The following is a 23,242-nucleotide window of genomic DNA, read 5'->3' on the forward strand; positions in this document are numbered from 1 at the left end:
GGCTATGAAAAAACTTTTTGCTATTTTTGGCGATCCTGTGTCACACTCCCGTTCTCCTCTTATGCACAACTGCGTATTTAAGCATCTTGATTATCCTGCATGTTATACAAGAGTCCATTTAAAAGACGGCACAAAACTTAAAGAGACTTTTTTTGCACTTGGTCTTAGTGGAGCAAATATAACAGTTCCTCATAAAGAAGCGGCATATACTGCTTGTGATGAAGTAAGAGGTTTTGCAACAAAAGTAGGCGTCGTAAATACTATTATAAATGAAAACGGTCGCCTTATAGGCTATAACACTGACGCTGATGGTTTTATGTTTGCAATTAAAGAGTTTGGAGATAAAAAAAATATCTTGATTCTCGGAGCCGGCGGAACAGCAAAAGCACTTGCTGCAAGATTTCTACAAGACGGCATAAAAGTAACCGTTCTAAATAGAAGCAAAAACAGGCTGTCTTACTTTAAAGAACTTGGCTGTAAGTGTTATAGTTGGGAAGATTTTAAAATCTCAAAATATGATTTAGTCGTAAATACAACAAGTGCCGGACTAAAAGATGAAGAGTTACCTGCTCCAAAAAATATAATTGAGTCTCTTTTAGATAATACATCTTATGTAGCTGATGCAATTTATGGAAAAACTACACCGTTTTTAAAACTTGCACATAAAAAAAATATAATATGTAAAGACGGTGCTGATATGCTTTTAGGTCAAGGCATTTTGGCAAACGAACTTTTTATAAATTATGAGCTAAAAACCAAAGATATTAAAACTTACATGTCAAAGAGTTTTGAACTCTAAAAAGCTATAAAATAATGTGTTTAATATTTTACAGTACACAAAAAAATGTACAAAACTAATTATTTACTGCTATTTCTTTGTAGAAATTTATTTTGTATCATAGTAGAGCTTGTATAATTTATAAAACATATTAAAGCTTATGAAAAAATTCCATCTCCACTTCTCTAAGCAAGCGAATAGTATTTGTCGAGCCGCTTACTCCTACAGGGTCTCCTGCGGTTAAGATATAGCTGCTTTTAGAATGTAGCACACCATCTTTAAAACCTCTTTGCATTACCTCGCGAACTGTTTGTCCAAACGAGCTTTTTTTTACCCAAAATGCAGGAATAACTCCCCAGCTTAGTGTGAGTTGTTGTCTTACTCCATCATCGTGAGTTATAGCATAAATCGGCTGTTTAGGTCGGTATTTTGCCAGTTTTCTTGCAGAGTTTCCAGATGAAGTAACGGATAAAATCCCATCGACATTTAAGTCTCTTGCTAGTCTCACCGCCGACTCGTCTATGGCATTAGTCGCATCATAACACTTAATATCGTCAAATTGAAAATAATCATACTGAAGCTCTGTCTCTCTAATAGTTTCAAACATAGCTTTAACAGCCAAAACAGGGTACTTTCCAACCGCACTCTCTTCTGATAGCATTACCGCATCGGTACCGTCAAGAACGGCATTTGCGATGTCGCTTATCTCTGCCCTTGTAGCCCTCTGGCTATGCGTCATTGAAAGAAGCATCTGTGTTGCCGTTATAACAGGTTTTGAAGCCATATTTGCTTTGTGTATAAGCATCTTTTGGATATTTGGCACTTCATAGTACGCTACTTCTATCCCCAAATCTCCGCGAGCAACCATAAGCCCATCAGAAGCCGCCAAAATTGCATCTATGTTATGTATGGCATCGAACTTCTCTATCTTTGCGATTAGCATCTGTTTGCCTCCGAGACTTGTAACAATACCACGAGCTTTTAACATGTCAGAGGCATCTTGCACAAAAGAGATAGCCATAAAATCAACACCGTTTTTTACACCCCACTCCATGTCCGCTATGTCTTTTTCGCTCAAAACATCTACGCCAAGAAAAGTATTTGGAAAATTTACCCCTTTTTTGGACGAGAGAGTACCGTAGTTTTCAACGCTTACTTCAACTCTATCATCCTTACATGTAGTGACTTTTGTTCGTATAATCCCATCATAAAGATAGATATAATCTCCTACATGTAACTGAGATAAAATTTCAGGATAGTTTATAGAAACTTCATATCTATCCTCGCTAACGGCTCTGCCCATAATGTTATCTTTATGAAAAACAACCGTGTCGCCCTCTTTTAGTTCAAAGTGGTGTTCAAGCTCTCCTACACGGATTTTAGGACCGCTGATATCTTGAAGGATTCCAACTACTAAGCCCATGTTTTTCATGGCTTGACGGATTTTATTTATAACATCCAAATGATACTCGTACGTTCCATGACTAAAGTTTAACCTAAAAACATTCGCACCTGCCCCCATAAGCGACTCTATAACTTCAAGGCTATCAGACGCCGGACCTATTGTAGCTAAGATTTTAGTTCTTTTTTTCATGAAAGACTCCTTATTACTCAAATAATCATATCATAAACTACACTTTATCTTTTACTTTTTTTTAAATGTGTCATAATTACAAAATTAAAATTTTGTTTGATATTTAGGATTTTTATGTTTAAAACACTTCTTTTTATCTGTTTTACTTTTATTGCAAATGCAGATACAAATCCACTTCAAGAGGCAATCGACTCTGCCTCAAGCGGTTCTGTAGTAAAACTATCAAAAGGTATCTACAAAGGCAATATTGTTATAGATAAGCCTATTAGCATACTGGCAAAAGAGGACGGAGTCGTCATAGAAGGCAGCGGTAGCGGGACTGTCATAACGATAAAAAGCTCACATGTAAAACTTCAAAATCTAAAAATCATTAAAAGCGGCAATAGAGCCGATGCTATGGATGCTGCCGTTTTTATAAATAACTCACAAAAAGTGGTTGTAGAAAACTGTACGATTGAAGAGTCTCTTTTTGGTATTTTTATGGACAATGTCGGCAATTCTGCCGTCTTAAACAACAAAATCTCTTCAAACAGCGAAGATATAGGGCTTAGAGGCGATGGACTTCGACTCTGGTTTAGTCATGACAATGTCATAAAAAACAACTCGTTTACAAAATCGCGTGATATCGTTTTTATGCGTTCCAACAACAATGCTATTGAAAACAACTACATGCAAGAGTGTAGATTTGCCATATATACGCATCACTCAAAAAATATAATAATAAAAGAGAACCGAGTAAAAGAGAGTGCAATCGGCATCTTTTTAGAAGGAAGCATGGATATAAACGTAACCGACAATATAGTAGCAGGACACCACGGCGCACAAACGAGTCTTGGCATACTTTTTAAAGGTGCATCAAATATACATGTAGAAAAAAACAGCGTAGGAGAGTGCAATCAAGCGCTTTATATCGATAACTCTCCAAAGATGCAAGAGACAAAAAACCGGATTTTAGATAACAAAATAATGTATAGCACAAGAGGTCTGGACTTTAAAAACCATAGCATAGCAAACGTTATAAAAAATAATAAGATATTTGGAAATATGGATAATATTATGACGGATAGCCGCAACGGCAGAACAAATGAGAATGAGATAGAGGGAAACTACTGGGATGATTATGAGGGGTTTGATATAAACAAAGATAACATAGGGGACAGCTCTCATAAAAAGTATCTCTATCTTGATCAGCTTTGGGTAAACAATCCGGAATTGATGTTTTTTTACGGCTCTCCCGTACTCTCAATGTTAAACTTTTTACTAAAAATAGCCCCGTTTATGGAGCCTATTTTTTTGATAGAAGATAAGAAGCCTATATTTCAAGTAACAAACTAAACACACTCCCCTTTAAAGTACCTCTTTAATAAAAACGGCGGTACTACCGTCGTGATGATAATGACAAAAATCAGCATTGCATAGATATCATTTGGCAGTATATTGTTTACTCTTCCCATTTCGGCAAAGATAAGCCCTACTTCTCCTCTTGGTATCATTGAAATTCCTATAAGCGCATTATTTCTAGCGCACTTTTGTATAATAAAAAATGCTCCTAAAAATTTTGTTATAAAAGCTAAAGATACAAAAGATAGCGACATAACCCAAAAAGAGGAAGATGAAAAATCTATTACTCTTAAATCCATAGACAACCCCACCATAACAAAAAATATAGGTGTAAATATCTGGATAATCGGGGTCATATTTTTTCGTACATCATCGAGTAGCAACTCATTTGTATTTAAAAATGCGCCAAAAGGGAGAAAAAATCTTCTTGAGAGTGCTATGCCGGCGGCAAAAGAACCAAGTATAGCAGGCGCTCCGACTAAGTGCGAGAGATATGCAAAAAACAGAATAAGCGAAATAATTATGCTGGGAATATACCCCGGTACCAAATCGTTTCCGTGAAATTTATGTATAAGATAAGAGAGCGTTTTTGCCAAAATCGGAGCAAGAACTAAAAACATCAAAACCATACCTGCAACGGAAAGTGTATGAGTAAAATTCGCCTCATGTGAGATAGAAAAATCATATATAAATACTAAAAGTATTATCCCGATAATGTCATCTATTACAGCCGCACCGATGACTATCTGAGCTATATTTGTGTTTTCCATATGTATATCTCTAAGCACCCTAAGCGTAATGCCAATACTTGTTGCAGTAAGCGTTCCGCCTACAAATAGGGATATATCAAAAGCAAGTCCAAAAACATAATAAGCACTCAAAAGCCCAAAACTAAAAGGCAAAACCACGCCTAAAAGTGCTACAGCAAGTGATTTGCTTCCAGCATCCTTTAATCGTGTAAAATCGGTCTCAATCCCCACTTCAAAAAGTAAAAGTATAATCCCTATCTCCGCCAAAATTTTAAGTATTTCATTAGGTTCTATTATGCCAAGAACGGATGAGCCGAGAATAATCCCTGCAAATAGTTCGCCAAGAACAGAAGGTATTCTCATCCTCGCAAAAGCTTCACCTAAAATTCTTGCTACTATAAGAATCAAAAAGAGTACTAAAAAAAAGTCATGTGCTTCCATCCGCTTATTATACTATCTTTTTCATCTTGACAATATATTCAATCTCCTATTATAATAGTCCTAAATATATCAAAGGATAAGTTATGTGTAAAGATGCAATAGTATTTCACAACAAACCTAAAGGTGTAACACTAGAAGCCGGAGTCGAGTACTCTATCTGTACATGCGGACGAAGCAAAAACGGTGCTTTTTGTGACGGAAGTCATGAGGGAAGCGGGTGTTCTCCTAAAAAATTAACTGTCGAAAAGACAAAACCATATCAGATTTGTCTATGCAAAAGCAGCGGAAATTTCCCTTTTTGCGATGGAACACACAGTATTTATAAAGACGACGAGATAGGTAAAGGCGTAAAATAAAATTATTTTAGATACAATTTATAGGGTGGAAAAATATGTATAAATTTCAAATAGTTTTAAAAATTGTAGCACCTTTAATGCACGGTCTATTGGACTTAATCAAAAAAGATTCAAAAATAATCTCTTTGTATGCAAAAGCGAATAAAGCCCTTTATCTCTCAAAAGATAACGGAAGAAATAGAGTAACTATATATAATAGTTAAAACTACATTGTATTAACAATTTTTTCTTAAGATTAATGAAGTAAAATAGCACTATGAAGTTAAAAAAAATATACTCTTTGCTACTGTTATTTGCAATAAGCTTTTCGGTTACGCATGACTATACTTTTGCGATTTTAGATAATAAACACTCCTCGTTAAAAGCTTATATAAATGAACTCTCTTTTGATACTACAAAAAGAGGTGACAACTTATGTGATATTCATTTTGAGTACCATATATCTTATACGTTTCCTACAAAAGAACCGTCACTTCCTATCATAGGAAAAGAAAAAAGCCTTTTTTCATACAATGGAACCTACTTTTCATTAAAACAATTCAACTTTTTTAAACCACCTATTGCATAACTTTTAAATCACAAATAAATATATATAAAAACAGGATTGCAGATGAAATCAATATTTTTTCTGTTTACATGTACTTTATTTTTACATGCGGCAGAAGTTAATTTAAGTGAAATATTACAAAAAATTGAAGATGAACACCCTATGGCAAAAAGCATTAAAGCTTATGAAAGTGCATATGCTTCACAAAACAGGGCTATATCATCAAGAGAGGCGCTTTTACTCTCTACGCAAGGAACTTATGCAAAACCTGATTTAGGCAAATCAGGTTATGAGTACGGCGTAGGAGTAGAACAAAACATCATAAACCCGCGCATCAAAGAGAGCATGGTTAAATCTGTATCAGACATGAACGATGCGCAGATACTAGAGTTGAAACAAAACTTTTTACTTTTAAAAAATGAAATTAGTTTTCTTTATCATGTAAGTTGTCTGGATGTTGAAAATTTAAATCAGTATAAAAAATCTCTTGTTGCTTTTGAGACGCTTTATGAGAAAAAAGCAAAAGCGTACGACTACAAAGAGATATCAAAAAAAGAGCTTTTACAACTACAAATAGAGCTAAAGCGTCTAAAAAACGAGTATAAAAGATATGAGAGCGAACTAAAAATTTCCGCTCAAAGCTTAGAGTCTAAAACTCTTTTACCTTTTTTTGGCGATAAAGAGCTATCTTGCAAAGACTTAAACAGTATTGTAAAAGAGGTCACGTTTAACATCTCAGAAGATTCACTACATGAGCAATCACTAAACAAAAAGATAGATAGTCTTGAGAGTGATTTTAAGAGGTACGATACTCTTTTTGACTCGCTAAAACTCAGTGCTTCATATCAAAATGAGATTGATACAAACAGGTTTACCCTAGGAGTCTCTATACCGCTTAATTTTACTACCTCGTTTAATGAGCACAGCCGTGCTGAAACTCTTCATAAAAAGAGTGCTATAGAGTATGAAAAAGAGGAGTTTAAGCTAGAGAAAGCCTCAAAAATAAAACTTCTGCAAAAAGAGTTAAACAAAAGTTTTGAAGATATAGCTACTCTAAAATCAATGCTCAATGAGTATGAAAATGCACTTATGCCTCTTGTTGAGAGCGCATACCGCTTAGGCGAAAATTCTCCTATCGAGTACTTACTGAGTCAACGTGAGGTATCAAATCTCAAAAAAGAGCTTACCGAATATTATAAAAACTACTACAAAACACTATTTGAACTATATGGTGTCGTGAAGATAAAGGATTAATTATGAAAAAATTTACTATTTTACAACTTTTACTTAGTATCTCTCTTCTAGCGGACATTACGCTGACTTTGGAGCAGGAAAAAAACTGGCAAATTGAGACGGCTCTTGCCAAAGAGGTATCATACATTCCGCTTGGAGAGTATATGATGAGTGTTAAAACTCCGCCAAATCTTATGCATACAATCTCTCTGCCTTATGAAGCTCAGGTAGTAAAGCTAAATCGAGTAAGTTTTGAGAGAGTTAAAAAGGGTGACGTTTTAGCTCTACTTAGCGCTTCAGAGTGGATAGAAGCTCAAAAAAGCGCAATTGCCGACTCAATTACACAATTGCAAAGCCAAAATGAGGCAAATCGCAAATCAAAGCTTTGCAAAGAGGAGATAATAGCCCAGAAGGAGTGCATTGCCGCAGAGTCACAACTTAAAACCGACACGATAAAACTTTTGGCGTCAAAAGCACTGCTTAGAGCTTACGGTGCAGATAGCAAGATGATTGAAACACTATCTAAAGATTTGAGCATAACCCCAAATATAAAGCTTTTATCTCCGGTTGATGGGACTCTGCTTCAAGTAAACATAGAACCGGGGAAAAGCATATCTAGCTCAAGCGCTATTTTTGTTATAAAAACAGATGGGGACAACTGGGTTGAGAGTGATTTGTCTCAAGAAGCCGCAAGTAAACTTAAACCGATGCAAGAAGTTTTGCTGAACATTGATAATAGAGAGATAAAAATAAAAGTTTTACATGTATCGCCAATCTTAAACTCTCAAAATCAAACAAGACATGTACGTTTTTCTCTGCCAAAAGATGAAAATCTGCTTGATGGATTAAGAACAAAAGCAAAACTCTCAATTGAAGGAAAAGCTTTTATAGTAAACAAAAAAGCCGTTGTGCAAGACGGCAGTAAAAACATACTCTTTATAAAAGAGGGTTTAACCTACAAAGAGCAAGAGGTAAAACTGCTTTTAGAAGACAAAGATATATGTTATATCTCTCATGATACGGCGCTAGATGGGCAAATCGTTATTAACGGTACAAGCGTACTGCAAAATATGCTTCAACAGGCACAAGAATGAATAAGTTAATCTCCTTTACACTTACACAGAGGCTCTTTGTCTCTTTACTTGCTCTTATGCTTTTTGGTTTTGGTATAAAGTCATACAACAATCTTCCCGTTGACGCTTTTCCAGATATCTCCCCAACACAGGTTAAAATCATCATGAAATCAAGCGGAATGACACCTGATGAAGTCGAATCTCGCATTGTTATTCCTATTGAGATGGGAATGTTAGGAATACCTCATCAAACAATTATACGCTCAACTTCAAAATACGGTATATGCGACGTAGCCATAGACTTTGAAGAGGGAACTGATATATATTGGGCACGTCAGCAGGTAAGTGAGCGTTTAAACTCTATTATGGATAATCTTCCTTCAAACATGGAAGGCGGATTAGCACCCATAAGTACACCTCTTAGTGAGATACTAATGTTTACGATAGAGTCAAAAACTCTCAACTTAATTGAAAAACGCTCTCTTCTTGACTGGGTTATATCACCAAAAATCCGCTCTATTAGCGGAGTTGCAGAGGTAAATGCTCTTGGCGGTAAAGTAAAAACTTATGAGGTAACACCAAAGCTTGACGCTATGCGTACATACGGCATAACTTTAGAGCAGATAATATCAACCTTGGAAAAAAACAACCAAAACGACGGTGCAGGACGAGTCACTCAAGGTGTAAACTCTATTTTAGTGCGAAGTGTGGGACGTATTAATGATATTTTTGATATCCGCAAACTAAGCGTTGCTTTGATTGAGGGCAAAGTTATAACAATAGAAGATGTCGCAGATGTACATGTAGGGCATTTAACAAGAGCCGGATTTTCATCTAAAAACGGAGAGGGAGAAGCTGTTCAAGGTCTTGTTTTAGGGCTTAGAGGAGCTAATACTCAGATAGTCTTAAAAGAGGTAAAAGAGAAGCTCTCCCAGATAGAGACTATGCTTCCAAAAGATACTAAAATAGATATATTTTATGACCGCTCAAAACTGGTTAACCTTGCAACTGACACTGTTAAAAATTCGCTTTTTGAAGCAGTTATTTTAATCGTTATAGTACTGTTACTGCTTCTTGGAAACTTTGCCTCTGCTTTTAGTGTTGCAATAATTTTACCGTTTGCGCTTTTGATGAGTTTTATTGCTATGGACTATTTCGGATTAAGTGCAAATCTTATGAGTCTTGGCGGTTTAGCTATTGCCGTGGGTATGCTTGTAGATTCTGCCGTTGTAATGGTTGAGCATATTACCGCAAAGCTTGGGGATGAGAGATGCAAAAATGAAAATAAGATGAATGTTATCTATTATGCTGCCGTTGAGATGGCACCTTCAATAGTAACAGGAGTACTGATAATAATTATTGTTTTTATGCCTCTGCTTACTCTTGAAGGGCTTGAGGGAAAACTATTTAAACCAGTAGCTATAAGTATTGTTTTTGCACTATTTAGCTCTTTAATTTTGTCTCTTACTCTTATCCCTGTTCTTAGCTCTTTTATCCTAAAAATTCGTCCCGATAAAGAGTCTTGGCTTATTAAAAACTTACTAAAGTTTTATAAACCATCACTTGATTTTGCTATAAAACATACTACTGCGATGTTTATAACAGTAATTCTTCTTTTTGGAGCCTCTTTGTATCTTGCCTCGAAAACAGGCAAAACTTTTATGCCTACAATGGATGAAGGAACTATTATTGCCATGATAGAGTCACTACCTTCCATTAGCCTTGAAGAGAGTATTGAGCTAAATAAAAAGATTCAGACAAAGCTTATGCATGACGTTCCAGAAATTTCATCCATAATAGCCCGCACCGGAACTGACGAGCTTGGACTTGACCCAATGAGTCTTAACGATACGGATACGTTTTTTATTCTAAAACCTAAGAGAGAGTGGCGCAATCCCTCAAAAGAGTGGGTAAAAAACCGCATAAGAGAGTCGCTTGACGAGATGGTCGGTATTGAACATGTATTTACTCAACCCATTGAAATGAGAGTTTCCGAGATGCTAACCGGTGTTCGTGGAGATTTAGCTATTGATATCTTTGGAGAGAACCATGACGAGCTTGAGCGTATCTCAACAGAGATTAAAACTATTTTAGAAGGTATCAAAGGAAGTAGTGACGTCTATAAAAAGAGTAACGAAGGAGTTGAATATTTTGAACTTGAATTTAACCAACAAGCTTTAGGTTACTACGGAGTAAACGAACATGAGATAGCAAACTTTATGAAAGTAGCAGTTACGGGAGTTCAAGTAGGCATAATTCAAGAGGGTATGCGCCGAATAAACTTGACGGTTAAAGCTGAGGAGAGTATGCATAAATCATTAAATACTCTAAAAAAACTCTACTATATACTTGAGGATGGAAAAAGTATTCCTCTTGCAAACCTGATTACTTTTAAAAATACGACGGGGCCAGTACAGATAGTTCATGAAAACGGTTATAGAAAGACGGTAGTTCAAAGCAATGTAGAGGGTCGTGATTTGGTTAGTTTTGTAGAGGAAGCAAAAGCACAAATAGAGCAAAAAGTAGATATGCCTGTGGGTTACTATGTAACTTACGGCGGAGAGTTTGAAAATCAGCAACGTGCTGCTGCAAAACTAGCCGTAATCATTCCTATCGCACTATTTTTAATATTTATACTGCTTTTTGTATCATTCAACTCTATAACTCAAGCCGTGCTTGTTATGATAAATGTACCCTTAGCACTTATCGGCGGATTTGCCGGATTGTACTTTAGCGGCGAGTATATTTCCGTTCCTGCATCAGTCGGGTTTATAGCACTTTTAGGTATCGCCGTACTAAACGGCGTAGTTCTTGTAAATTACTTTAACTATCTGCTTAAATATGGGTATAGTGTTCTTGACGCTGTAAAAGAGGGGTCTATTAAACGGTTTCGTCCCGTTCTTATGACAGCTTCTATTGCGGCTCTTGGTCTTGTACCTCTGCTTTTTGCAGACGGTCCGGGTTCGGAGATTCAAAGACCTCTTGCAATAGTGGTTATAAACGGTTTGATTAGCTCTACACTTTTAACCCTAATCATACTGCCGCTTTTATATCTAAAGTTTATAAAACTAAACAAAGAGGAGAGTTAAATTATAACTCTGCTCTATAAGATTACTCTATCGTAAAATATTTATACTTTAGAGTCGTAAACTTTTCTGCTTCTTCATTGCCTTCAAGACTAAGCTTTTTGAGGGCTTTTGGATTTACTACATAATATCCGAGCTGAACTTCAATCTTGTCACCGCTTGTTAGCAAATTGTCATAACCAACACTTCTTTTCTCTTGCTTTTTAATCATACTATCAACCAAAACTTCGTTTGCAATCCACGGCATAGATGGTTCTTTGTCACGACCGATTATTTTCATAAACTTTTCGGTTTTTAGAGCCGTAGTTTTACCATCTCTTATAAGGTTTACTCTAAGTTCAACAACTCTTAGAGGATGCGTTAAAAGGTTATGTGAAGCCTTGTTTTCAACTATAACATTAAATCCGTCCGCTTTTTTTTCAAGCTCTATCTCAACATACTGCGATAACATCTCCGGATGTTTTCTAGCACCTGCAAAACCGTGAAAAGCGTGTTTTTCACTCTGTCTGATAGTAGTTGCACTCCCTAATACTTTTGGCATATGACATGTAATACAGTTTTGTTTTTTATCTTTTGCACCCTCTTTATCAGTTTCACATATAGTAAATTCATGCGAATTTTGTTTATGTGAGTGACAACCCATACAGACCTCTGCCGTATAAAAATTTTCATTTGTATAGTCTATATCATGGTACGGAGAACCTACCGTTGTTTTATTCATACCAAACATTGAAGTTTTCTGTTTATAAACCACTTTTTCACTCTCTCTACCCTCTTCTGCCGAGTAAAATGTTTTAGAATCTTTTTCATAAACATTGCTGTTTGATTTTGCATGTTGCTCTACGCTTTTAATAGTATGACATGTAGAACATGAGATACCCTCTTTTACGCTATCTTCATTTTGAGAACTCGGAGCATGACATTTTGAACATTTGTAATCGCCTTTTTCATGTAAAGGGTGTTTTTCCCATACCGCCTTGTGAATCTCATCATCATAAAACGATGAGTTTTTATGCATAGAGCCTTTAAACTCCTCAACAATACTCGGATGACATTTCATACATGTATCCATTTCAGATTTAGCAAAAAGCAGTGACGGCAATGCAACAGCTAATATTAATAACTTCTTCATATAAACATTCCTTTTAATTATTATAAGTTGAAATTTTAACAAGTAATAAATCAGTATGCTTGATTTACATCAACTATTGAAGCCTATTAAGGCTTTTCGTGATAAAATACATATTAAATTTAATATTTATATTTAACTATTATTGAGGTAAAAAATGCTTATTCCATCAGATTTGCTAAAAGATAAAAAGATTCTTTTAGGAGTGACAGGCTCTATTGCAGCGTATAAATCACTTGAGTTGGTAAGACTCTTAAGTAAAGCCGGTGCAGAGGTTAAAGTGGTAATGAGTGAAGCCGGCAAAAAATTTGTAACACCTCTTAGTTTTGAAGCACTTACGTCAGATCAGGTACTTGACGATATTAACGAGTCTTGGGCATCAAATCACAATCATATAAAAGCAGGAGAGTGGGCAGACCTTTTTGTAATAGCTCCCGCAACCGCAAACACCATAGCAAAACTTGCAAATGCAATTGCTGATAATATGCTCTTGCAAGTTGCACTTGCATATCCGAAATTAAAAATAATCGCACCATCCGCAAATACCAACATGTTAGAAAATCCTTTTACAAAAGCAAACCTCAAAATGCTAGGAATTGCAAACTATGAAGTTGTAGATACGCAGATAAAAGAGCTTGCATGTAAAAGCGTAGGTAACGGTGCTATGGCTGAACCTCTGGAGATTTTCTGGCACTGCGCTAAAGCACTACTTAGAGATGAGTTTTGGATGGATAGAAGAGTAATAGTTACAGGAGGAGGAACAATTGAAAAAATTGATGAAGTTCGATATATATCAAACTTCTCAAGCGGCAAGATGGCATCTGCACTTGCAGCTGCGCTCTACTGCAAAGGAGCGGACGTAAATCTAATTTCAACTAAATTTGACAAAGATTTACCCCTTGATTTATATACCATAGACGTTGAGAGTTCAAGTGAGATGATGGAGTATCTGCAAGATTCTATTAGAATTGCTAAAAAAGGCAAACTTTCAAAGGCAACGCTTATGAGAGATGAGCAAATTCATCTGATTCAAAAAAAACCGTATCTCTTTATGGCTGCTGCCGTCAGCGATTACATACCTACCTATCCGCAAGAGAGTAAACTAAAAAAAGAGTCTTTAGGGAGTGAGTGGGATTTAAAACTAAAACAAAATATAGATATTCTTGACTCAATTGACAAAACAGATATAACGACTATCGGCTTTAAAGCGGAGATGGATGAGAAAAATGCCCTCATTAACGCAACAAATATGCTTGATAGGAAAAAAATCGACGCAGTTTGTCTAAATGTTTTAAAAGACTCTTCAAGCTTTGGAACCGATACAAACGCCATAGAGTTTATAACAAAAGCCTCACAAGAATCGATTCCGACATCCGATAAACTAAGTGTTGCATTTAAGATACTTGAGTACGCAAAAAATATATGAATATATCAAATTTAAGTGCTTTGGCAAAACTTATAGCTTCAAACCAAAATGAAGCAAAAGCGGTTATAAAACTGGCATCCATAGATGTTTTAAAATCATTAGGCGATGGAAAATACTCGATTTTACTTGACAATAAAAGCTTAACCGCTCAAAGCGACAAACCTCTAAGCGAAGGTGCAAAATATTGGACCCAGTTATCGCAGAGTAAAAATTCTACTCCTGAGCTATCAAATCTTTTAAAACAGCCTCATCTGCTAAAGAGCCTTCAAAACTCTACAATTGAGTACTCCATAAAAGATTTGCAAACAATTTTAAGCTCAAAAAAGCCAGAATCAATTATTAAGCATGGTTTACTAGAACACCTTACAAATTCTGCTACAAAAGAGGAGTTTACAAATACATCAACTCTTTTACTCTCTCTTCAAAACCAGACTATGACTATTCCACTAAATTATCATGGCTATTTTTTTGTTTTGCAATTTAAAAAAAGGTACAATAAGAGAACTAAAAAAACTCAAATTGATTTTTATGCGGCATTAGAGCTTTTAGGTCCCGTCTCAGGTGTTATCTCGCTTGAAGGAGGTGCTGTTAGTGCAGAGCTTAATGTTGCTTTTAATAAAACTAAACAATTTTTGGAAGACAATATGGACAATATCTCTTTTGACGTCAATATATCGCTAATTGACACTATCGAACCGCTATACAGCGCAAATATAAATTCTCTTTTGGATATAAGTATATGAATAAGGCAAGACATATAGCCATAATAATGGACGGGAACGGACGCTGGGCAGAACAAAGAGAGAAAAAAAGAGTAAAAGGTCATGAAGCAGGTGCAAAAGTAGTTAGAGAGATTACCGAGTACTGCTCAAGAGATAAAGATATAGAGAGATTGACACTTTACGCTTTTTCAACGGAAAACTGGAAAAGACCCAGACTTGAAGTTGAATTTTTAATGAAACTTTTGCAAAAGTACCTTGAGAGCGAGTTGGATAACTATATACAAAATAATATTAGATTTGAGCCGATAGGCGACATAAGAGCTTTTTCAAAATCTCTGCAAACTACACTTAAAAACGTAAAAGAGAAAACTGCCCATTGCGACGGTTTAGTTCAATCTCTGGCACTCAATTACGGCGCACACGATGAGATACTACGAGCAGTAAATAAGATAAAAAATTGCCAAAACGATATAACCGAAGCTATGCTGGGAAATGCGCTTGATTGCAAACACAGTGTTGACTTGCTCATAAGAACGGGAGGAGACCATAGGCTATCAAACTTTCTGCTCTGGCAAGCGGCTTATGCGGAACTCTTTTTTAGCGATACTCTCTGGCCTGATTTTACGACAAATGAGCTAGGCAAAATTATAAAAGATTTTACAAAAATAGAGAGAAGATTTGGAGGCTTAAAATAGTGGAGCTTCTCTTTGCCTTTATTTTCGGTGCCGTTATCGGCTCATTTTTGAACGTTGTCATTTTACGACTTCCAAAAGATGAGAGTATTGTTTTTATATCATCTCATTGCACTACATGTAAAAATCCTCTTAAGCCATGGCATAACATACCGATACTCTCTTGGCTTTTTTTAAGAGGCAGATGCTCGTTTTGCGGCTCAAAAATATCTTTGCAATATCCGCTTATTGAACTTATATCCGGCTTTATTTTTATGATTTTGGCTATAAAATATGGCATAAACTTCCCCGTTACGCTTATAGGTTTTAGTTTTTTAACTCTTTTGGCTCTCTCAATGATAGATTTTAGATATAAGATGATTCCTGACTCACTAAATCTTTTAGCATTAGTTTTTGCGATATTTGGGGCTTGGAATGTTAATGGTATTTTTACAAATCTTCAAAATGCCCTACTCTTTGCAGGCGGATTTACGCTTCTTAGATTTGCACTCTCTTACATGTTAACTTCATCGGCTCACAGACATGCCAAAAAAACCGTTACGTCATGGAGTAAAAACTACCATACATACCCTTTTATAGAAGCTATGGGAGAAGGCGACATCATGGTAGCTGCTACTATGGGTGCACTTCTTGGTGCAAAACTTACACTTGTTGCAATATTTTTATCAGCTCTTTTGGCTCTTCCCGTTATGATTTTAGTTATGAAAAAATCAAAAGAAGAGCAAAGAGTTCCGTTTGTCCCTTTTTTAGCTATAGCAACGTTTATAACATACATATTTGACAGCCCAATTTTAAGATATATCGAGGCAAATTACTAATGAAAAAAATGCAGCGTTTCGCCTCTTTGGAAAACTACATGAAACAATCTCTCTCAATTTTGTTTCTCTCTATATTTTTGCCGCTTTTCTCAATAGCTTCAATTGTTTTTCTTATAAAAATGGCTACATATACGGCTATTATTCAACTCTCACTCTTTGAGATGAGCAAACTATTTTTCTTTATGTTACCGGAACTTCTTTTTTATACTCTGCCTATCTCATTTTTTGTAGCAGCCACGCTTACTCTTTTTAAGCTCTCAAACGATAACGAGATAATTGTTCTCTTTGCCCTTGGAATACGCCCGAAATTTATATTAAAAACACTATTTAAACCTGCTCTTTTTTTATCTGCACTGCTTTTATTTAATTTTTTAGTACTCTTTCCACATGCAAAGATACTCTCTAGCAATTTTATATCTTATAAAAAAAGCGAAGCAAAATTTAACCTCTCAGCTTCGGAGTTCGGGCATAAATTCGGCGAATGGCTACTATATATAGGTAATGATAATCTTGATGAGACCTACTCTGACGTAATTTTATTTAATAAAAAACAAGACGAAGAGGTTTTAATAAAAGCTAAAAAGGCACAGATTATAAACGATTCCGGTATCTTACGTCTCAAACTCACATCAGGAGAGGGATATAGTTACTCAAAAGAGAAATTTACCCAGATTAATTTTGAGGTTATGTTCATTAACGACACCATGAGAACAAACTTTGATGAGTATGAAACTCCTCTAAAATACTGGTCGTCCGAGAAAAAAAGAAAAACACTAATTACAAATACTCTCTTTAGTCTTTTTCCTATCTTAAGTCTGTTTTTGGTTGCGGCAATCGGAATAGTACATGTAAGACATAACAAAGGAAGAGTGTATCTGTTTATGTTTTTGAGCATAATTGTCTATTATGCCCTTGCGCTCACTCTTGATACACTGCTTAAAAGCTATACTATACCGATTTTAATTTTTGTATGGTTTTTGAGTACATATATGATTTATAAAAAAACAATTGTTTCGAAATTTTAGATGAGATGCACTTTAACGATAGCCTATAACGGCACAGATTTTTTAGGTTCACAAACACAAAAAAGTTCAAAAAATACTGTCTTGGGGCAAATAGAACATGTTTTGAAAGAGATTAACATTGATTCAAAAGTAATCGCTAGCGGACGAACCGACAGAGGCGTTCATGCAACAGGTCAGGTCTGCCATATTGACTTGCCTCCTTTTTGGAGTGATTTGCAAAAGCTAACAAAAATATTAAACGAAATGCTTCCGCCATCTATACATGTTAAGAACATAAAAGCAGTTGATGATAGCTTTCATGCAAGATACAGTGCTAAAAAAAGGCTTTACAGATATGTAATAAAAGAAGCACAAAGCAACCCTTTTGAAGATAATTTCGTAACTTTTTTAGATAGTGTGGATTTTGAAACACTAAAGAAAAATATAAAACTTTTTCAAGGAGAGTTTGATTTTAAAAATTTTATGAAAAGTGGAAGTGATATAAAAAGCACACTTAGAGTCATATACAGAACTTTTGCATATAGACACAAAGGTTTTATAATACTAAGTTTTGAAGCAAACGGCTTTTTAAGAAGCCAAATAAGGCTAATGGTAGGAGCTCTTTTAACACTTAATGCAGATGAAATTATACAACAGCTTACATGTAAGAAAAAATATAAAATAAAACCCGCAAAAAGCAACGGCCTATACTTAGCAAAAATTAAATATCTTTAAATATCTTATTTTTTTAAAAATAGCTTGAAGAGCTAAAGAAAAAAAACGTCTCCTTGTGCTACAATACGATGAAATAATATAGGATTTAATTTGCAAACATTTGGAAAATTTTCTACAAATTTAGATATAGAGTATATATCAGAACACTACATTTATATACCTCAAAGTGATGAGACTATAGATGTAGCACAATTAGAAGAGATGCTTAAAAAAAGACGTAAAACTGTAATAGGTACGATATTTTTATATAACCCTACCATCTCTCCAATCGGATACAACACTAATTCAAGACTTGCATCTCAAGGTTACGAGTTTAATGATGAATATTGCGAACTAAATTTTGACAACAACTGCAATCTATTTGCATCGGCTATAAAAGATGGCTACAGAGGCTATCTAATAGAGATAAAATATCTTTTCAACTTAAACAGACCAAATATAGAGCCTACTCCTATACTGGAAGAGTTTGATGCAGATTTGGATAAATACTACAGCAATCAACTAACAAGGTACGATAAAGAACTAAACTACCATGACTATCCAAATATTAGACTAAGCGGAAAATTTGTTTTTTTTGCATCCGGAAATAAATTTGACAGGCACCATAAAAACATTATAGCCTATGCTAGAAATATCTCCGCACAAGCCGCAAAACTAGGCAAAGAGATAGCGTTTATGCATGACAACAACTATGATGTCAAAGAGAGCCAAGAGTCGGCATGTTTTTTACCGCCAACTGCTACGGGTAAACTTAAAGATGTAAGAGCGAATGCTTTTAAAAAAGCTTTCTCATCATTTCCGCCGATAACTATAAAGACGAAATAAAATGAAAAATACCCTAAATGGACTTGTAAAGATTATAAATTCACATCAAGATTTAATAATACACGGCTATAAAGGGAAAGATGATTTAACATGTTTCTCAAAAGATTTAATGCAGAAAATAGACTCTTTTTTACAAAGTGTCGTAAAAAAAAATATAGATAGAAGAGAGGTAATAAAAAAAGCTATTAGAAATGCCCTAGAGTTGCGTGAGGGCGATATAGTTTTTTTAAAAGATGAACTTGGGTTTGTGAAATTTTTTGACACTTCAAAAGTAACTATAATACCAGAATCTCAAAAAGATACTGTTGCGGCTAGATACAACGGTCTTAATGAGGCTGAACTTGAATCGTTTTATACCAATTTTTGCTCTATAAAAGAGAGTGACGGATTTTATTATCAAATTGCAAGAAAGTTTGTAGATACGTATCTTATTGATAAAAAAATAGATAATGAGACTTATGAAAAATATGTTTTTCAATTTATTCAGTCGATAATAAACGATAATCTTATAAACACATTTGATAGAAACGATGTTTTTTTTAAAGGATTTTCAGGATATATATTTAGAATACACTTTCAAGAGGTCTTTGGGTATATTGCAAAATTTATTCTATTTGAAATCTCTATATCAAACAAACATGTCATAGGGTTTCTAAACTACTACTCGCAAGATATAATCGTTATAGACGGGAAAAAATATAAAGTTCCTGAAATTAAAGCCGATAGTGGCTTGAAATGGAATGTCATCTCCATGATGTCGATAGTAAAAATTTATAATAAAGCTCTTACCTCAAAAGAGGCAATTGAAGTAAAAAAAGAGACTCTAAAACAAAAAATTGCGGAATTTTATGTCGGAGAACTCTCTCCCATAGAGCATAATAACGAAATTAACAAAAATATAGAAAAAATTACCGATGAATTTACATACTGTTCAAGAAAACAGGACTCTTTTATGGATTCTTTAAATATTACAAAAGATGAAAAAGAGAGAGAGTCGATAAAAGAGAATATAAAAACCATAAAAGATGAACTGCGTACTTTGAGTGAAAAAAGAAAGCAACTTACAGAAAAACTGCTAAGCCCTTCTAATTTGATTAAATATAATAATATAAAAAAAGATATAGACTCACTTAATAGACAACAAAAAAGAGATGAAAAGATACTTCTTCAGAATGAAGACGCATTTTTATCGATTAAAAATTCACTTATAAAAGCATTAATATCTAAAAAAACAGTTATTAAAAGTACCTAAAATGTTACGTGAAAGAGTAAAAAGTTATTTAAAAACTTATCTTGATGCTCCATCTATTGACTTTAAATGGAATGATGAAGAGAATCAAAAATTTTTCTTATACTTAAATGAACATGTAGAAGTAAAAGATATTCTAAACGAAGAGATTCAGACAACTATAAAACTAGCCTTTAAAGACTATTTTGAGCCTGTTGGCTATATTTTATTTAAAATGTCGCAAACACAGCTTCGCATAAAAATTTTTCCATACAAAATAGAACCAAAAGATAGTGTAAATTTAGATGCTATTATAAATATCATAGTTGAAAACGAAGATTTAATTGAGTACAACTACAACAATAAAGATGATTTAATCTGTTTACAAAAAGAGTTAAGTATAAAACTTATTCATTTCGTAAACAAAATAGACAATGAAGAGATAAATAAAAAAGAGCTTTTAAAATATAGTGTCAGAGAGGCATTTGAGCTAAATGAAAAAGATATTGTTATTATAAAAAACAATCAAATATTTATAAAACTATTAAATGACGATACGATGCGAGAGGTTAAAGAAGAAGAGAAAGAGACAATTGCAGGCAGATATAACGGTATAAAAGAAGATGAACTTTTATCATTTTATAACAACTTCTTTTTAAAAGAGGAGAATAGTGAATTTTTCAATATAGTTGCAGAGCAGTTTGTAGAAATCTACATGCTTGAGAAGAGAATCGATAATTTTGCTTATGAAAAATATGTATTTTCAATTATCCATACAATAATAACCGAACAATTAACAAACTCATTTGATAAAAACGACAATTTTTTTAAAGGGTTTTCAGGATATATCTTTAGAATGCATTTTAAAGAGGTATTTGGTTATATAGCAAATTTAATACTATCTGAAATGATCTCATCAAACAGCTATATTATCGATTTTTTAAAATACTACTCTTTAAATATCGTAGTAGTTGAGGGACAAAAATATAAAGTTCCTGAAATAGAAGCAGAAAACGGGCTTAAATGGAATGTTGTATCTATGACTTCCGTGGTTAAAGTTTATATAAAAACAAAAATGTCTTTAGATTTTATTAAAGATAGTAAATATCAGTTAATACAGAGCCTAAATAGCTTGCTTATCAATACGGTTTCACCCATAGAGTATAACAATAATATAAATAAAGAGATAGATAAGATATCTCAGGATTTAGTTCATATTACAAAAAAATTAAATATATATACAGACTCTTTAAATTCATTGAAAAATGATACGGATAAAGCAGTTTTAAGAAAAAACGTTGAAGATGTAAAAAAAGAGATTCTTATTTTAAAAAACGAAAAAAATAAATTAACATCAAAAATAATTAAAAAAGAGATAATCAATAAATACAATGACATTAAAAAAGAGATAGACTCTTTAATAAGACAAGAGAAAAGGGACGAAAGAGTTCTAGAACAAAACAGAGAGTCATACACATCAATTAAAAACTCCCTAGTTAAAGCCCTTACATCAAAAAAAACACTTATTGAAGAGATAAATGCATAGTGGATAGAGTACAAATCAAAAAAAAAGGAACAAAATTACGAATCCTTTTACTTGAAGATGATTTGCTGATTTGTGATATTTTATCTGAGTTTTTACAAGAATGCGGCTACGAAGTTATATCCGTTAATGACGGGGAAGAAGCAATAGACAAAGCTTATGAAATGCATTTTGATGCATTTGTTTTTGATGTAAAGGTACCGTCAAAAAATGGGTTTGACGTACTAAAAATATTAAGAGAAGCTAAACAAGAAGCACCCGCTATCTTTGTTACTTCACTTGCTAGCATAAATGATCTCTCTCAGGGATATGACGCTGGGTGCGATGACTATATAAAAAAACCATTTGAGCTTAAAGAGCTGCAGCTGCGCCTTCAAAAAACAGTAAGAAAATCTTTCTCACTAAATAGCAATGACAAAATAGTTCTAAATGACTTATGGTCGTTTGAACCGAATAACGGAAAACTATTTGGAGAAAACGGCGAATTATTTTTAACAAAAAAAGAGACAAAAATATTAAATATACTTATATCGCATAAAGGTCATATGGTCACTAATGAGCAGATTATTGCACATGCATGGAATTATAATGATGAGGCAACAGAAGAAAATCTTCGCACACATATAAAGAAACTGCGTAAAATTTTAGGCAAAGATATAATTCAAAATATACGAAAACAAGGGTATCTGATTGCTATTAGCTGAGAGAAAATCTCTTATACAGTTTGTATCCGTTTTTGTCGGGCTAAATACTGTTTTTTTAGTTACGCTATCTATGCTCTATTATCACTACCAAAAAAATATATATACCGAAATTCTTCAAAATGAGATTATTAATTATGCAGAAACGGCTTATGAGTCAATATATTATGCAAAAAACATGAACGAATTAGAAGAGATACTTCTACATGATACAAGATTCGATATCGCATTTATGGATAAAAACAGTAATATCGTATATCCTAAGGAGAATGATTTTGACATAAAATTTAAAAAGGGTTTTTCTACACAGGAATCACACTACTATTTTATTAAAACTATAGAACTTGATAACATTAAAAATATTCACTATCTGCTACTAAAAGCTGACACAATAGATAAAGAGCTTAATGAAACAAAAAATATAATAAGTACGGTTTTATTTTTTTCAATTCTTTTCTTTGGTATAGTTATCTTTATCTTATCAAGATTTTTTTTACGTCCTCTTCGTCAATATATAGAGTTGTTAAATAAATTTATTACAGATGCAGTTCACGAGTTAAATACGCCTATATCTGTCTTGTCTATGAGTCTTGAAATTATGGACAAAGATGAATTAAGTCCAAAAAATATAAAATCAACCAAGCGTATGCTTATTGCTATTAGAACACTTTCGCATCTCTATAATGATTTGACATTTTCTATGTTCTCATCAAAAGATTATCCGGTTCAAAAAATAGAAGTGTCTAAGTTGGTTTTGCAGCGTATCGACTATTTTATGCCTTTAGCATCTACTAAAAATATAAGTTTTATTACAGAGTTAAAAGAGTGTGAAGTTATGGTTAATGAGCGTCTTATGAATAGGATTATTGATAATCTTCTCTCAAATGCCATTAAGTACAATAAAATAAACGGAGAAATAACAATCAAATTGGATAAAAATTCACTTACTATATCAGATACCGGGATAGGATTTGAACAGTCAAAATCAAAAGAAATTTTTGAACGCTACAAGAGACTTGATGACTCAAACGGCGGTTTTGGGCTAGGACTAAGTATTGTAAAATCTTTATGTGACTTATACAGAATAGATATTGACGTTAAATCAAAAATAGGAAACGGAACAACTTTTATTTTATCATGGAATAATTCACGAATAGTTCACGCTTTATAATATAAAATTCCGCTAACACGAAATGTGTATATAACCCAAAAGGAATCTAT

Annotated in this window: 22 protein-coding genes; 19 read left to right on the top strand and 3 right to left on the bottom strand. The window is 33.9% G+C overall.

Features of this window, described 5'->3' with window-relative positions; all coding sequences use genetic code 11:
* Positions 1–4: 4 nt before the first annotated feature.
* The gene (locus A2530_RS11705; protein ID WP_294885195.1) at positions 5–799 is read left to right on the top strand and encodes a shikimate dehydrogenase; all 795 of its coding nucleotides are present in this window, start codon (positions 5–7) and stop codon (positions 797–799) included.
* Between the two features lie 130 nt (positions 800–929).
* On the opposite strand, the gene pyk is transcribed toward A2530_RS11705, so the two are convergent.
* The gene (gene pyk / locus A2530_RS11710) at positions 930–2,372 is read right to left on the bottom strand and encodes a pyruvate kinase (RefSeq protein ID WP_294885194.1); all 1,443 of its coding nucleotides are present in this window, start codon (positions 2,370–2,372) and stop codon (positions 930–932) included.
* Positions 2,373–2,486: 114 nt separating this feature from the next.
* On the opposite strand from pyk, the gene nosD reads away from it, so the two are divergent.
* Positions 2,487–3,707, top strand: coding sequence for a nitrous oxide reductase family maturation protein NosD (gene nosD, locus A2530_RS11715; RefSeq protein ID WP_294885193.1), 1,221 nt, complete (start codon positions 2,487–2,489; stop codon positions 3,705–3,707).
* Here nosD and A2530_RS11720 read toward each other — a convergent pair.
* Positions 3,704–4,903 (bottom strand): cation:proton antiporter, encoded by a 1,200-nt coding sequence (locus A2530_RS11720; RefSeq protein ID WP_294885192.1) that lies wholly within the window; start codon positions 4,901–4,903, stop codon positions 3,704–3,706. The two genes, nosD and A2530_RS11720, sit on opposite strands and share 4 nt — an antisense overlap.
* 83 nt (positions 4,904–4,986) lie before the next feature.
* On the opposite strand from A2530_RS11720, the gene A2530_RS11725 reads away from it, so the two are divergent.
* Genes A2530_RS11725 through A2530_RS11750 form a run of 6 tightly spaced genes read left to right on the top strand, consistent with a single transcriptional unit; the run spans position 4,987 to position 11,201 of the window.
* Entirely contained in the window at positions 4,987–5,259 is a 273-nt protein-coding gene (locus A2530_RS11725) for a CDGSH iron-sulfur domain-containing protein (RefSeq protein ID WP_294885191.1), read from the top strand.
* A gap of 35 nt (positions 5,260–5,294) precedes the next feature.
* Positions 5,295–5,462, top strand: a complete 168-nt coding sequence (locus A2530_RS11730; RefSeq protein WP_294885190.1) for a hypothetical protein — start codon at positions 5,295–5,297, stop codon at positions 5,460–5,462.
* Between the two features lie 53 nt (positions 5,463–5,515).
* Positions 5,516–5,827, top strand: a complete 312-nt coding sequence (locus A2530_RS11735; RefSeq protein WP_294885189.1) for a hypothetical protein — start codon at positions 5,516–5,518, stop codon at positions 5,825–5,827.
* A 42-nt stretch (positions 5,828–5,869) separates the two neighbouring features.
* Positions 5,870–7,060, top strand: coding sequence for a TolC family protein (locus tag A2530_RS11740; protein ID WP_294885188.1), 1,191 nt, complete (start codon positions 5,870–5,872; stop codon positions 7,058–7,060).
* A 2-nt stretch (positions 7,061–7,062) separates the two neighbouring features.
* Positions 7,063–8,133, top strand: a complete 1,071-nt coding sequence (locus tag A2530_RS11745; RefSeq protein WP_294885187.1) for an efflux RND transporter periplasmic adaptor subunit — start codon at positions 7,063–7,065, stop codon at positions 8,131–8,133.
* Positions 8,130–11,201 (top strand): CusA/CzcA family heavy metal efflux RND transporter, encoded by a 3,072-nt coding sequence (locus A2530_RS11750; RefSeq protein ID WP_294885186.1) that lies wholly within the window; start codon positions 8,130–8,132, stop codon positions 11,199–11,201. Before A2530_RS11745 ends, A2530_RS11750 begins: the two co-directional genes overlap by 4 nt.
* 22 nt (positions 11,202–11,223) lie before the next feature.
* Here A2530_RS11750 and A2530_RS11755 read toward each other — a convergent pair whose 3' ends face one another.
* Positions 11,224–12,330, bottom strand: a complete 1,107-nt coding sequence (locus A2530_RS11755; protein WP_294885185.1) for a multiheme c-type cytochrome — start codon at positions 12,328–12,330, stop codon at positions 11,224–11,226.
* 154 nt (positions 12,331–12,484) lie between these two features.
* Between A2530_RS11755 and coaBC the strand changes: the two genes are divergently transcribed.
* The 11 genes from coaBC (at position 12,485) to A2530_RS11810 (ending at position 23,192) form a co-directional block, all read left to right on the top strand.
* Complete coding sequence (gene coaBC, locus A2530_RS11760) at positions 12,485–13,753, top strand: bifunctional phosphopantothenoylcysteine decarboxylase/phosphopantothenate--cysteine ligase CoaBC (protein ID WP_294885184.1); 1,269 nt, start codon at positions 12,485–12,487, stop codon at positions 13,751–13,753.
* The gene (locus tag A2530_RS11765) at positions 13,750–14,496 is read left to right on the top strand and encodes a hypothetical protein (protein ID WP_294885183.1); all 747 of its coding nucleotides are present in this window, start codon (positions 13,750–13,752) and stop codon (positions 14,494–14,496) included. The genes coaBC and A2530_RS11765 overlap by 4 nt, the downstream gene beginning before the upstream one ends.
* Positions 14,493–15,170 (top strand): polyprenyl diphosphate synthase, encoded by a 678-nt coding sequence (gene uppS, locus A2530_RS11770; RefSeq protein ID WP_294885182.1) that lies wholly within the window; start codon positions 14,493–14,495, stop codon positions 15,168–15,170. Before A2530_RS11765 ends, uppS begins: the two co-directional genes overlap by 4 nt.
* Positions 15,170–15,985, top strand: coding sequence for an A24 family peptidase (locus tag A2530_RS11775; protein WP_294885181.1), 816 nt, complete (start codon positions 15,170–15,172; stop codon positions 15,983–15,985). The genes uppS and A2530_RS11775 overlap by 1 nt, the downstream gene beginning before the upstream one ends.
* On the top strand, positions 15,985–17,010 hold the full coding sequence (locus tag A2530_RS11780; RefSeq protein ID WP_294885180.1) for an LptF/LptG family permease: 1,026 nt from the start codon (positions 15,985–15,987) through the stop codon (positions 17,008–17,010). The genes A2530_RS11775 and A2530_RS11780 overlap by 1 nt, the downstream gene beginning before the upstream one ends.
* Complete coding sequence (truA, locus tag A2530_RS11785) at positions 17,011–17,724, top strand: tRNA pseudouridine(38-40) synthase TruA (RefSeq protein ID WP_294885179.1); 714 nt, start codon at positions 17,011–17,013, stop codon at positions 17,722–17,724. It begins immediately after the preceding gene.
* Positions 17,725–17,814: 90 nt separating this feature from the next.
* Positions 17,815–18,549: a hypothetical protein gene (locus A2530_RS11790; RefSeq protein WP_294885178.1), complete on the top strand. Its 735-nt coding sequence runs from the start codon at positions 17,815–17,817 to the stop codon at positions 18,547–18,549.
* 1 nt (position 18,550) lies between these two features.
* Entirely contained in the window at positions 18,551–19,801 is a 1,251-nt protein-coding gene (locus A2530_RS11795) for a hypothetical protein (protein ID WP_294885177.1), read from the top strand.
* Between the two features lies 1 nt (position 19,802).
* Positions 19,803–21,323 carry a hypothetical protein gene (locus A2530_RS11800; RefSeq protein WP_294885176.1) on the top strand — a complete coding sequence of 507 codons (1,521 nt, stop codon included), beginning with the start codon at positions 19,803–19,805 and terminating at the stop codon, positions 21,321–21,323.
* Entirely contained in the window at positions 21,323–22,024 is a 702-nt protein-coding gene (locus A2530_RS11805) for a response regulator transcription factor (protein WP_294885175.1), read from the top strand. Before A2530_RS11800 ends, A2530_RS11805 begins: the two co-directional genes overlap by 1 nt.
* Positions 22,011–23,192: a HAMP domain-containing sensor histidine kinase gene (locus A2530_RS11810; RefSeq protein WP_294885174.1), complete on the top strand. Its 1,182-nt coding sequence runs from the start codon at positions 22,011–22,013 to the stop codon at positions 23,190–23,192. The genes A2530_RS11805 and A2530_RS11810 overlap by 14 nt, the downstream gene beginning before the upstream one ends.
* Positions 23,193–23,242 lie beyond the last annotated feature (50 nt).

It is taken from the genome of Sulfurimonas sp. RIFOXYD2_FULL_34_21, from assembly GCF_001830805.1.
Lineage (GTDB): Bacteria > Campylobacterota > Campylobacteria > Campylobacterales > Sulfurimonadaceae > Sulfurimonas.

Coding starts and splice junctions, on each gene's coding strand:
- A2530_RS11705 (WP_294885195.1), top strand. CDS start 5: ATGAAAAAACTTTTTGCTATTTTTGGCGATCCTGTGTCACACTCCCGT.
- pyk (WP_294885194.1), bottom strand. CDS start 2,372: ATGAAAAAAAGAACTAAAATCTTAGCTACAATAGGTCCGGCGTCTGAT.
- nosD (WP_294885193.1), top strand. CDS start 2,487: ATGTTTAAAACACTTCTTTTTATCTGTTTTACTTTTATTGCAAATGCA.
- A2530_RS11720 (WP_294885192.1), bottom strand. CDS start 4,903: ATGGAAGCACATGACTTTTTTTTAGTACTCTTTTTGATTCTTATAGTA.
- A2530_RS11725 (WP_294885191.1), top strand. CDS start 4,987: ATGTGTAAAGATGCAATAGTATTTCACAACAAACCTAAAGGTGTAACA.
- A2530_RS11730 (WP_294885190.1), top strand. CDS start 5,295: ATGTATAAATTTCAAATAGTTTTAAAAATTGTAGCACCTTTAATGCAC.
- A2530_RS11735 (WP_294885189.1), top strand. CDS start 5,516: ATGAAGTTAAAAAAAATATACTCTTTGCTACTGTTATTTGCAATAAGC.
- A2530_RS11740 (WP_294885188.1), top strand. CDS start 5,870: ATGAAATCAATATTTTTTCTGTTTACATGTACTTTATTTTTACATGCG.
- A2530_RS11745 (WP_294885187.1), top strand. CDS start 7,063: ATGAAAAAATTTACTATTTTACAACTTTTACTTAGTATCTCTCTTCTA.
- A2530_RS11750 (WP_294885186.1), top strand. CDS start 8,130: ATGAATAAGTTAATCTCCTTTACACTTACACAGAGGCTCTTTGTCTCT.
- A2530_RS11755 (WP_294885185.1), bottom strand. CDS start 12,330: ATGAAGAAGTTATTAATATTAGCTGTTGCATTGCCGTCACTGCTTTTT.
- coaBC (WP_294885184.1), top strand. CDS start 12,485: ATGCTTATTCCATCAGATTTGCTAAAAGATAAAAAGATTCTTTTAGGA.
- A2530_RS11765 (WP_294885183.1), top strand. CDS start 13,750: ATGAATATATCAAATTTAAGTGCTTTGGCAAAACTTATAGCTTCAAAC.
- uppS (WP_294885182.1), top strand. CDS start 14,493: ATGAATAAGGCAAGACATATAGCCATAATAATGGACGGGAACGGACGC.
- A2530_RS11780 (WP_294885180.1), top strand. CDS start 15,985: ATGAAAAAAATGCAGCGTTTCGCCTCTTTGGAAAACTACATGAAACAA.
- truA (WP_294885179.1), top strand. CDS start 17,011: ATGAGATGCACTTTAACGATAGCCTATAACGGCACAGATTTTTTAGGT.
- A2530_RS11795 (WP_294885177.1), top strand. CDS start 18,551: ATGAAAAATACCCTAAATGGACTTGTAAAGATTATAAATTCACATCAA.
- A2530_RS11800 (WP_294885176.1), top strand. CDS start 19,803: ATGTTACGTGAAAGAGTAAAAAGTTATTTAAAAACTTATCTTGATGCT.